General features: G+C 66.3%; 9 protein-coding genes and 2 tRNA genes. 4 read left to right on the forward strand and 7 right to left on the reverse strand.

Going from position 1 to position 9357, the window contains the following annotated elements; all coding sequences use genetic code 11:
- Positions 1-298 precede the first annotated feature (298 nt).
- The 3 genes from msrQ to clpB all read right to left on the reverse strand — a co-directional run bounded on the left by msrQ (position 299) and on the right by clpB (position 4682).
- Entirely contained in the window at positions 299-907 is a 609-nt protein-coding gene (msrQ, locus tag PMES_RS15625; protein WP_159966674.1) for a protein-methionine-sulfoxide reductase heme-binding subunit MsrQ, read from the reverse strand.
- The gene (gene msrP, locus PMES_RS15630) at positions 907-1827 is read right to left on the reverse strand and encodes a protein-methionine-sulfoxide reductase catalytic subunit MsrP (protein WP_159966675.1); all 921 of its coding nucleotides are present in this window, start codon (positions 1825-1827) and stop codon (positions 907-909) included. Before msrP ends, msrQ begins: the two co-directional genes overlap by 1 nt.
- A 239-nt stretch (positions 1828-2066) precedes the next feature.
- Positions 2067-4682 carry an ATP-dependent chaperone ClpB gene (clpB, locus tag PMES_RS15635; RefSeq protein WP_159966676.1) on the reverse strand — a complete coding sequence of 872 codons (2616 nt, stop codon included), beginning with the start codon at positions 4680-4682 and terminating at the stop codon, positions 2067-2069.
- Positions 4683-5102: 420 nt separating this feature from the next.
- Between clpB and PMES_RS15640 the strand changes: the two genes are divergently transcribed.
- Positions 5103-5342 (forward strand): hypothetical protein, encoded by a 240-nt coding sequence (locus tag PMES_RS15640; RefSeq protein ID WP_159966677.1) that lies wholly within the window; start codon positions 5103-5105, stop codon positions 5340-5342.
- Between the two features lie 150 nt (positions 5343-5492).
- Here the strand turns inward: PMES_RS15640 and PMES_RS15645 are convergent, their stop codons facing one another.
- Positions 5493-6182 carry a prolipoprotein diacylglyceryl transferase gene (locus tag PMES_RS15645; protein ID WP_159966678.1) on the reverse strand — a complete coding sequence of 230 codons (690 nt, stop codon included), beginning with the start codon at positions 6180-6182 and terminating at the stop codon, positions 5493-5495.
- Positions 6183-6318: 136 nt separating this feature from the next.
- Between PMES_RS15645 and pyrF the strand changes: the two genes are divergently transcribed.
- Together pyrF and PMES_RS15655 are read left to right on the forward strand one after the other, a co-directional pair.
- The gene (gene pyrF / locus PMES_RS15650; RefSeq protein WP_159966679.1) at positions 6319-7044 is read left to right on the forward strand and encodes an orotidine-5'-phosphate decarboxylase; all 726 of its coding nucleotides are present in this window, start codon (positions 6319-6321) and stop codon (positions 7042-7044) included.
- A 119-nt stretch (positions 7045-7163) separates the two neighbouring features.
- Positions 7164-7240, forward strand: a tRNA-Arg gene (locus PMES_RS15655).
- 109 nt (positions 7241-7349) lie between these two features.
- Here the strand turns inward: PMES_RS15655 and PMES_RS15660 are convergent.
- Positions 7350-7425: transfer RNA gene (locus PMES_RS15660), tRNA-Trp, on the reverse strand.
- Positions 7426-7603: 178 nt separating this feature from the next.
- Between PMES_RS15660 and PMES_RS15665 the strand changes: the two genes are divergently transcribed.
- On the forward strand, positions 7604-8098 hold the full coding sequence (locus PMES_RS15665; RefSeq protein WP_159966680.1) for a ferritin-like domain-containing protein: 495 nt from the start codon (positions 7604-7606) through the stop codon (positions 8096-8098).
- A gap of 73 nt (positions 8099-8171) precedes the next feature.
- Here the strand turns inward: PMES_RS15665 and PMES_RS15670 are convergent, their stop codons facing one another.
- Both PMES_RS15670 and PMES_RS15675 read right to left on the reverse strand, forming a co-directional pair.
- Positions 8172-9146: a zinc transporter ZntB gene (locus PMES_RS15670; RefSeq protein ID WP_159966681.1), complete on the reverse strand. Its 975-nt coding sequence runs from the start codon at positions 9144-9146 to the stop codon at positions 8172-8174.
- Between the two features lie 128 nt (positions 9147-9274).
- A partial coding sequence (locus PMES_RS15675; protein ID WP_201288972.1) for an EF-Tu C-terminal domain-related protein occupies positions 9275-9357 on the reverse strand: 83 nt, incomplete at its 5' end.

Raw genomic sequence — 9357 nt, forward strand, 5'->3', positions numbered from 1 at the left:
AGGCCCGTCCGATCCGCCCCGCCAGCGCCTCAGCGCCGCCGGTGAAGGGGTGTCTAAGACTACCCAACAAAACCCGCAAGCAGAAAATCCGCCCATCGGTGCATTTCCCGGAACTTTTTCTATTCGTGCGCAGATGTGGTATGGTGCGCATCATTCGTGACTACAGGGACCCTTGATGCAATCTTTGTTGCTCACCCCTCTCGTACGTCCATCATGCCAGTCCCGGCCGAACCGCGTATCGCCGCGCGAGAATGGAATCGGCCCCCATCACGGGGCGAATCCCACCCGCACGACCATCTCAGGCGGTGCGTGCGCGGCGCATCATTGGCAGCCGGAGAGCCAGCAGCCCCGTGATGATGGCGAGATAGATCAGCGGCTCGAGCTGCAATCCCTTCGCGAGCATCACGTAATGCACGGCGCCCAAGAGCGCTGCCACGTAGGTAAGCTTGTGCAGGCGGCGCCAGCGCAGCGGCCCGAGCTTGCGCAGTGACAGGTTGTTGGATGTGATGGCGAGTGGCAGCAGAAGCGCGAACCCCGCCATCCCGACCGTGATATAGGGACGCTTCAGGATGTCGGCCCAGATCCGCGCGGGATCCTGGATGTCGAGCACGAGCCAGGCCAGCAGGTGGCATGTCACGTAGTAAAAGGTCAGGACCCCCAGTGCGCGGCGGAACTTCATCAGGTTGATCCGGGTGAGCCGCATCAGCGGCGTGACCGCGAGGACCGCGATCAGCATCTGCAACGCCAGAAGACCGATCTTCTGCTCGAGCGCCTTGATCGGCTCGACACCAAGCCCACCCGTCAGTCCCAGGTAGAAATACCATACGGGCGGCAGTACCCCCAGGGCATAGACCGCCCAGACGGGGATGCGCCGCACTGCGCCGTTCACGGTTGCAGCCAGTGCCATCAGAAGTTCTTCTGCAGGTCCATGCCGGCATAAAGGGACGCCACCTCGTCGCCATAGCCGTTGAACATCAACGTATCCTGCCGACGAGAGAACAGACCGCCGCCCACGCGCCGCTCGGTGGCCTGGCTCCAGCGCGGGTGATCCACCTCGGGGTTCACGTTGCTGTAGAAGCCGTATTCACGCGGCGCCTGCATGTTCCAGGTGCTTTGCGGCTGGCTGTCGGTGGCGGTGATCCTGACGATCGACTTGATCGACTTGAAGCCGTATTTCCACGGCACCACGAGGCGCAGCGGCGCGCCGTTCTGGTTGGGCATCGGCTTGCCATAAAGACCGGTCGCCAGAATCGTGAGCGGATGGCGCGCCTCGTCGAGCCGGAGCCCCTCGCGGTAGGGCCAGTCGAGCACGGGATATTTCTGTCCGGGCATTTCCTCTGGCCGCACCAGCGTCTCGAAGGAAATGAACCTGGCCGACGGCTTCACCCCAACGATGTCGAGCAGGTCCGCAAGCTCGAAGCCCATCCACGGCACGACCATCGACCATGCCTCGACACAGCGCAGGCGGTAGATCCGCTCCTCCACCGTCATCTTGGCCATGATGTCATCGAAGCCGTAGGTTCCGGGGCGATCGACAAGCCCGTCGATCTTCACCGACCATGGCTCTGTCGTGAGCTGGCCCGCATGATCCTCCGGATCGCCCTTGCCGGTGCCGAACTCGTAGAAGTTGTTGTAGCTGGTGATGTCCTCGTAGCTGTTCGGCTCGGCATCGGTCGAATAGCGCGATGCGGCCGCAGCCCCGCGCGGAAGGATGGCCGCGCTCAGGGCAAGCGCCCCGGCGCCGCCCATCAACTGCCGCCGGTCGAGATATTGCGCTTCCGGCGTGACCTGCGACCAGCGCAGCGTGCTCTTGAAACGTCCTGCCATGTCGTCCTCCATTCATCGGCCCCGGCGCGCAATCACGGCACGTCGGGGCAACGGGCGTTGTGCGATGGTAGCGCGCGGCCCCGCCCCGGCACAGACACGACGCGTCAAGCCTTCGTGTGTTTCGTTACGAACGCCGCCGCCGCACGATCGGTTCGCCGCCCAAGCAAAAGGGGGCGGGAGGCCCCGCCGGACCGCCCGCCCCCTTTCATCGTGTTACCCGGCCGCCCGGGCCGCGGCGCTCAGTGCACCACCGCCGATGGCGGCGGCGTGCGGCGCGAGCTGCTGACCCGGCCGCCGACGATGAGGCCCTCGGCGCCTGCGGAAACCGGCACCGCGGCGCCATCGGCGACATCCCCCGCGAGGATCATCTCGGCCAGCTCATCCTGGAGGTGACGCTGGATCACCCTCTTGAGCGGACGCGCCCCGAAGACCGGATCATAGCCCTCGTCGGCAAGCCAGGTGCGCGCGCTTTCGTCGAGCTCCAGGGCGATCTTGCGCCCCGAAAGCCGCCGCTCCAGATGCGCCAGCTGGATATCGACGATCCCGTCCATGTCATCCCGCGCGAGCCGGTCGAAGATCACCGTTTCGTCGAGCCGGTTGAGGAACTCCGGCCGGAAATGCGCCCTGACCGCATCCATCACGTCGCGCTTGGCCTGCGCGGCATCGGCGCCCTCGGGCAGTTGGCTGAGCGCCTGGCTCCCAAGGTTGGAGGTCAGGATGATCAGCGTCTGCTTGAAGTCCACGGTCCGGCCCTGCCCGTCCGTGAGCACCCCGTCATCGAGCACCTGGAGCAGCACGTTGAACACGTCCGGATGCGCCTTCTCGACCTCGTCGAAGAGGATCACCTGGTAGGGACGCCGGCGCACCGCCTCGGTCAGCACGCCGCCCTCGTCATAGCCGACATAGCCCGGAGGCGCGCCGATCAGGCGGCTGACGGCGTGTTTCTCCATGAATTCGCTCATGTCGATCCGGACCATCGCGTTGTCGTCATCGAAGAGGTACTCGGCCACGGCCTTGGTCAGCTCGGTCTTGCCCACACCGGTCGGCCCGAGAAAGAGGAACGAGCCCAGGGGCCGGTTCTCGTCGTTGAGCCCGGCCCGCGCCCGGCGCACCGCGTTGGCGACGGCGGTGACGGCCGTGCGCTGTCCGATGACCCGCTTTCCAAGCTCGTCCTCCATGCGCAGCAGCTTCTCGCGCTCGCCCTCGAGCATCTTGCTGGTCGGGATCCCGGTCCAGCGCTCGACGACCTGCGCGATCTGCTCCGGCCGCACGGCCTCCTCGACCATCACGTCGCTCTCGGCCTGCTCGGCCACGCCCAGCTCGCGCTCGAGCTGCGGGATGACGCCGTAGCTGAGCTCGCCGGCACGGGCCAGATCGCCCTGTCGCTTGGCCTGGTCCAGCTCGGCCCGTGCCCGGTCGAGACGCTCCTTGATCCCGCGCGCGGTATCGAGCTTGTCACGCTCGGCCTGCCATTTCGCGGTCAGCTCGGAGGAGCGCTCCTGCAAATCGGAGATCTCCTGCTCGATCTTGGCGAGACGGTCCTTGGATGCCTTGTCGTCCTCCTTCTTCAGCGCCTCGGCCTCGATCTGCTTTTGCAAGATGTCGCGGTCGAGCGCGTCGAGCGCCTCGGGCTTGCTGTCGACCTCCATGCGCAGACGGCTCGCCGCCTCGTCCACGAGGTCGATCGCCTTGTCGGGCAGGAAACGGTCGGTGATGTAGCGGTTCGACAGGTGGGCCGCGGCGACGAGAGCCGAGTCGGAAATCCTCACCCCGTGATGCAGCTCGTATTTCTCCTTGATGCCGCGCAGGATGCTGACCGTGTCGGCCTCGGTCGGCTCGCTCACCGTCAAGGGCTGGAACCGGCGTGCGAGCGCCGCGTCCTTCTCGACATGCTTGCGATACTCATCGAGCGTCGTCGCCCCGACGCAATGCAGCTCGCCGCGCGCCAGCGCCGGCTTGATCAGGTTCGCCGCATCCATCGCGCCGTCACCCTTGCCCGCGCCCACGAGCGTATGCATCTCGTCGATGAAGAGGATGACCTCGCCGGCCGCCGCCGTCACTTCCGACAGGACCGCCTTGAGCCGCTCCTCGAACTCGCCGCGATATTTCGCCCCCGCGATGAGCGCCCCCATGTCGAGGCTCAGCAGCTGCTTGTTACGCAGGCTTTCGGGCACATCGCCATTGACGATGCGCAAGGCCAGTCCTTCGGCGATGGCGGTCTTGCCGACGCCGGGCTCGCCGATCAGGACGGGGTTGTTCTTGGTGCGCCGCGACAGGATCTGCATCGCGCGGCGGATTTCCTCGTCGCGCCCGATGATCGGGTCGATCTTGCCCTCGCGGGCCCGCTCGGTCAGATCGAGGCTGTATTTCTTGAGCGCGTCATAGCCCTCCTCGGCATTCGCACTGTCGGCCTTGCGACCCTTGCGGATGTCGTTGATGGCCGCGTTGAGGGCCTGCGCATTGACCGCGCCCGCCTCGAGCGCCTCGCGCGCCTTGGATTTCGTCATGGCAAGGGCCGTCAGCATGCGCTCGACCGGCACGAAGCTGTCGCCGGCCTTCTGGGCGAGCTTCTCGGCCTCGTCGAGCACCCGGCCCGTCGCCGCGTCGAGGTAGACCTGCCCGGCATCGCCGGTGACCTTGGGATGCTTGGCGATGGCCAGGTCGTTGCTCTGCGCGACCTGCTCGGGCGCGCCGCCGGCCTGGCGGATCAGGTTCGCGGCAAGCCCCTGATCATCGTCCAGAAGGGCCTTGAGCAGATGCTCGGGCGCCATCCTCTGGTGGTTTTCGCGCATGGCGATGGTCTGCGCGGCCTGGATGAACCCCCGCGCGCGTTCGGTGAACTTCTCGATGTTCATGTCGTCTCTCCTCGTTAAGCGCCCGCCTGAAAATGCCTGAAAGTCAGCGCATTAGGTTCGGCCGGGCCTTTGACGAAAAGATGGGTGGAGGCGGGGCGCAGTTCAAGGGATCGGCGAGACCGACTGTGCGGTAAATGTCACGGCGACCACGGGGCCGGCCGGGCTGCCCCGGCGCCACCCGCCCCCTCGGGGGGGAACTTATCAACAAGAGACTGCGTTCAGATCCCAATACGGCCGGGAAAACGGTCACGAGCGAGCAGGTCCAACCATGACATCCGATTGCATCACAGCACGACACGTAGCCGGCACCCGCCGCGCCGTCGCGCCGATCCGGTGCAGCCGGCACCCCCAGCCCATCACGCGGCCCGGCACTGCCTTACCGGCGGCCCGGCAGTGCGTATGCTCGGAAAGGAGCGCCTCATGATCGTTCTCGATGCCACCATCAGCAATGTCAGCTATGCTCGCGATTTCGGCCGGATCGAGGCCAAGGTCACGCTCATCGTGAAGACCGCGCATCAGCCGGTCCGCGCCATCGGCATCCGCACCAACGTGCTGGCACGTGGCGATGCGCCTTTGCGCACCCGCCTGCTCGAAGATGCCGCCATCCTGGTGCGCAATCGCCTGGCAGTCCAGTCGCAGCGCACCGCCGAGGTTGCCTGACCCATTTCGGTTACCGTCCAGCGCCATTTCGCAGACCCAGACCCCGGTCCGCTGACAAGCGAGCCGGGGTTTCGTCTGTCAGACCTTGCGGCTTGGCTCAGATCATCCTGATGCATCCGTCACGGCGGCGCGCGCCGCCGCGCAGATTGCTCACTCCGCCGAAAGGGCGTTTCCGTCACCGCCGTCGGGGCCCGACTTGGTGGGGATGAACGGCGTTCCGCCGTTATCGGTATCGACCACGACATCCTCGCCCGGCTCGGGGTCGAGATTGGTAACCGTATCGCGCCCCTCGGGGGCTGCGGTCAACTGGCTTGGCTCCGCCTCGCCGCCCTCACCTTCGGGCGCGCCCGAATTGGTATCGACGACGAAATCGCTGTCGGGTTCCTGCTCGGCCGATCCGTCCGCCGGCGCGGCCTCGACGATGTCGGCACCCTGCGGCGTGCCCGTCTCGGTTTCAGCGGCCGGCGAAAGGGTCTGCGCTTCGGAGACTTCCTCATTCGCGCCGGTTGCGGCGGTATCATCTCCGGACGGTGCCGCCTGCGTGCCCGCCGCCATCTCGTCCTGCGCAGCGGAGCCATCCTCCGGGGCCGCTTCGGCTTGCTCGACCGCCGGCGCGCCTGCATCGCCGATCCCTTCGGTGACGTCGTCGGCAACGCCTTCCGGCATGGTGCCGGCACCGGTCGGTCGGCTTTCGGCCGCGGGGCTTTCGGCATCGCCCTCCGGGGCGGGCATGCGATCGAGGAAGACGAAGGTCGCCACGAGGGCAGTCACGGTCGCGGCCGATGTGACCCCGAGGGGGACCAGGAACGAATTGTTCCTGTGTTTTTCGGGCTTGGACATGCCATGCCTCCTATCAGCGTTTACGTTTGGTTGATCGGTCAACAAGCCGTAGGCCCGCGCAGTTCCGCCGCTTGCCTTGATGCGGTCAATCCGTCACAGGACTGTCATCTTGATACTGACGCGGGAGCCAACCTTCATGACCGACGCACAACAGGGCACGGCGCGCCCGGGCGATGAGCGCCTGATCGTCGCACTCGACGTGGACAACGCCCTCGCGGGGCTGGAACTCGCGCGCAAGCTCGGCGATGCCGTCGGCTTCTACAAGATCGGTCTCGGCATGCTCACCGGCGGCGGCCTCGCCCTCGCGAACGAGCTCAAGGGCGAGCATGGCAAGCGCATCTTCCTCGACATGAAGCTCTTCGACATCGGTGCGACGGTCGAGGCGGCGGTGCGCGGGCTGGCGCAGTTCGACATCGACCTGCTCACCGTGCATGGCGATCCGCATGTGGTCGAGGCCGCGCGGCGCGGCGCGCGCGGAAGCGAGATGAAGATCCTCGCCGTCACCGTCCTGACCTCGCTCGACCGTGCCGATCTCGATGCGGCGATGATCGCCCCGGGCGCCATCGAGGATATCGTCGCGATGCGGGCGGCGCGGGCCTTCGGGGCGGGCGCCGACGGAATCATCGCCTCGCCCAACGAGGCCGCCCGCATCCGCGCCCTGCCCGAGGCGGAGGGAAAGCTGATCGTCACGCCGGGCATCCGCCCCGCCGGAAGCGATGCCGGCGATCAGAAACGCATCGCGACGCCCGAAGGCGCCATCGCGGCAGGCGCCGATCATATCGTCGTGGGACGTCCGATCTGGAAAGCGTCCGATCCGCGGGAAGCCGCGCAGGCCATCCTGAAGAGCTTGCCGGCCCGTTGAGTGCCGCCGGGCGCCCTGCCCTGCCGCCTTCGCCGAAGGGCCCCGAACCCACGCGCGGATGCGGCGGACCGGCCCAAATCGCTGGACGCTCCGCCCGGCTTTGGGTATGGCACTGCCATGGCCCCGTGGCTCAACTGGATAGAGCAATCCCCTCCTAAGGGATAGGTTGCAGGTTCAAGTCCTGCCGGGGTCACCAATCCACCGAGTGATGCGCATTCGCTGGCACATGTGCCACCATGACCGCTGCACGAACGCGCATCCGCGCGGCGCGCTCCGGCACCTTCATCCCGTCGATCTGAGAGAAATGGCAGGGGTTGGGGGACTCGAACCCACGACCCTCGGTTTTGGAGACCGATGCTCTACCAACTGAGCTAAACCCCTAAGCCGAGAACGGGGTATGACAGCCGCGCCCGAGGGTCAAGACGCAATCGTCGCCCTCCGTGGGCCGACCCGCGCGCGCCGTGCCGGCAGGGCTCCGCGAATGCGTGGACGGGAACGGAACATCCGCCCTTTCGAGACGTTGCCCGGCCAGATCGCCACATAGCGAAAGGAAAACACGATGGCCATGAATTCCCTCAAGGACGTCTACCTGGACCAGCTTCAGGACCTCTACAGCGCATGCAAGCAATCCCTCGACGCGACCACAAAGCTCGGCCGCGCCGCCAAGGACAAGGATCTGAGCGAGGCGCTGATCGACGGCTCGAACGGCATCAGCACCGGAATGGACAAGATCGCGAGCCTGTGCTCGGAGCACGGGATCGACCCCACCGGAGAGCACTGCAAGGGCATGGAAGGTCTCGTCGCCGAGGCGCATGCACATGCGCTCGACGAGGAGTTCGGTGACGACGACACCCGCGATGCGATGATCATCACGCAATATCAGCGCATGGTGCATTACGCCCTTGCCGGCTATGGCTGCGTCGTTGCATTCGCCAACCGTCTCGATCTCGACAGCGATGCGTCCGTGCTTCAGGAATGCCTCGATTCGACCTATGACGGCGATCGCCGGATGACCAAGATCGCCCAGGGCGGGGTCAACGCCGACGCGGTCTGAACCCCGGACACCTGCTCAGCCCGCATCGGGCGGATGGTATGGAAGCGGCGCGCCCTGCAGGGGCGCGCCGTTCTCAGATCCAGCGCAGCCAGCGCAGCACTCCGAGCATCGCGACCATCAGGACCGTCACCCCCCCGGTGAAGATCCAGAAGGCGTTGGGATTCTCCGCGCCCGGAATGCCGCCAAGGTTGATCCCCATCAACCCGGTCAGGAACCCGAGCGGCAGGAAGATCGCGGAGATCATCGACAGAGCGTAGAGATTGCGGTTCAACCGCTCGTCCATCGCATTTGCCAGCTCGTCGCGCAGGGTCTGCAGCCGCTCCCTGATCGAATCAAGCTCCTCGACGGACCGCACCATCCGCTGATGCAGCTCGCCGAGCCTGCGCCGGTCGGCTTCGTCGAACCATGTCACCGGCGCCCTGACGAGATCGGCAAGCGCATCACGCTGCGGCGAGATATAGCGTCGAAGTTCCGTGGTCTCGAGCCGCATATCCGTGATCTGGACCCGCAGGCGCGGATCGGCTCCGTCGATCACCGTCTCCTCGAGCTCGTCCACGCGGTCATCGAGATCGGACAGGTGTGTCTCGATCCGCCCGATTATCTTCTGCAGAAGCGTCTCGAGGAAGTCTGACGGCGCCCGCGGGCCGTCGCCGCTCCCGGCGGCCTCCGCCACCTCCCACAAGGAGCGCAGGTAGCGCTGCGACAGGGACACGATGCGCGCTGCATCGAGCCAGATGCGGATCGAGACCATGTCCTCGGGCTCGGCGCCGGGGTTGAGGTTGATCCCCCGCAAGATCACCAGCAGCCCCTCCTCGAAGGCCATGACCCGCGGCCGCGTCTCCTGCGCGAGCAGCGCACCGAGGATCGACGGATCGAGATAGGACAGGTGCTCCTCGATCCAAGGGCGAGTCTCCTCGTGGGAGGCGGCCATGTGCAGCCAGGCCAGGTCGGGCTGTCGCAGAGCGTTCGCGATCTCCGCGTCTTCATGCAGGCTGCGCCCGCGCTCCCCGCCCGACAGGGCATAGGCGAACTGGATGTGATCCTTCACGGCGGCTTTCCTGTGATGGTGGGAAACTGAAGGGCACGGCCCCGAACGCAATCCGGCGCGAAGCTTTCGCCCCGCGCCGGCTTTCGATCCCCGCCGCCCCCGCGGATCGCGGGGGCGATCGAGGCTTTTTACTCGATGATGCTCGACACGACGCCTGCGCCGACGGTGCGGCCGCCTTCACGGATGGCGAAGCGGAGCTTCTCTTCCATCG

It is taken from the genome of Profundibacterium mesophilum KAUST100406-0324 (assembly GCF_009835145.1).
Taxonomy (GTDB): Bacteria; Pseudomonadota; Alphaproteobacteria; order Rhodobacterales; family Rhodobacteraceae; genus Profundibacterium; species Profundibacterium mesophilum.